We start from the raw sequence: 1,097 nt of genomic DNA, 5'->3' as shown, positions 1-1,097 counted from the left end.
CCCGAGAAAACCCGTCACAATCCCCGGCTTCACGGAAAAAGACAGATCATCGACCGCCTTCACCGCACCGTACTGCTTCGTCAACCCCGTCACTTCGATCATGAACGGAAATACTGCCCTGTTCCGGTTCGTACCGCATCGCTCGGAAGTATTCTTTCGAGTCGTTCTCACGGATGACGGAAAGCGGAATTTCGTCAGGGTTTTCCCTGAGATGCAAAGAACCTCCGAAGGTATTCCTTCGGAGGTTCTTTGCGGTTTGTATTACTTTACACTCACGCGTCCCGGCGGTTGACGACCAGCAATGCTGCACCGAACACGACGGCGGTGAAGATCGCGAAGTAGACCAGGCTTCCCCACGGTCCCCAGTGATAGTCGACGCCTCCGGCTTCACCGAGGAAGTGGCTGGCGTTTCCGAAGGGCAGGAACGGCTGGATCGCGCGGCCGAAGGATCCGAACAGTCCGAACAGCGACTCGACCAGTAGCGGCCAGAGCAGCAGCAGTGCGATGGCGCCTGCGGACTGGCGAAGAAGCGCACCGACTCCGACGGCGATGAACACCTGCAGGAAGGCCAGGATCGCGGTTCCGTAGATCGCTCGCCAGGTGCCGTCGATGTCGAAGCTCAGCAGAGCGCCTGCATCCGGTCCGGCGACTGCCTTACCGATGTAGAACGCCAGCAGTCCGAGAACGAACGTCAGCACGAAACCGAACACACCGATGAGCGACGCTTTCGCGACCAGCACTGCGGCGCGGTTCGGGACCGCCTGGAACGTGGTTCTGATGATGCCGAAGCGGTATTCGCTGGTCACCGTCAGCGCAGCCAGGATCATGAGGACCATGAGCCCCATGCCGCCGACGCCACTGCCGACCACTTCGAAGACCGACGGTAGGTAGGGCTCGAATTCGGGTTTGTTGCCCTCGGCGATCTGGTTGTTGTAGGACTGCAGACCCAGTTTGGCCGCCAGTCCCACCGCGAAGGCAAGCCCCAACCCGAGGGCGATGATGGCGATCGTGCACCACCAGGGTGACTTCGTCGAGGTGATCTTGATACGTTCCGCAGCCAACACACCCATCAGAGAGCACCACCCATCGCCTTGTAA

The 1,097-nt window shown here is 60.1% G+C and carries 1 protein-coding gene and 1 pseudogene; both read right to left on the bottom strand.

The features are described 5' to 3' along the window. Positions 1–102 (bottom strand): annotated as a pseudogene (locus H292_RS28290) (ABC transporter ATP-binding protein); the annotation flags it as partial. A 170-nt stretch (positions 103–272) separates the two neighbouring features. Continuing rightward, positions 273–1,070 (bottom strand): ABC transporter permease, encoded by a 798-nt coding sequence (locus H292_RS0126630; protein ID WP_019668066.1) that lies wholly within the window; start codon positions 1,068–1,070, stop codon positions 273–275. Between the last annotated feature and the right edge of the window lie 27 nt (positions 1,071–1,097).

Source organism: Rhodococcus sp. 114MFTsu3.1, assembly GCF_000383555.1.
GTDB lineage: Bacteria > Actinomycetota > Actinomycetes > Mycobacteriales > Mycobacteriaceae > Rhodococcoides > Rhodococcoides fascians_E.
Note: the sequence above shows the minus strand (reverse complement) of the source record. Positions and strands in the feature narration are given on the sequence as shown.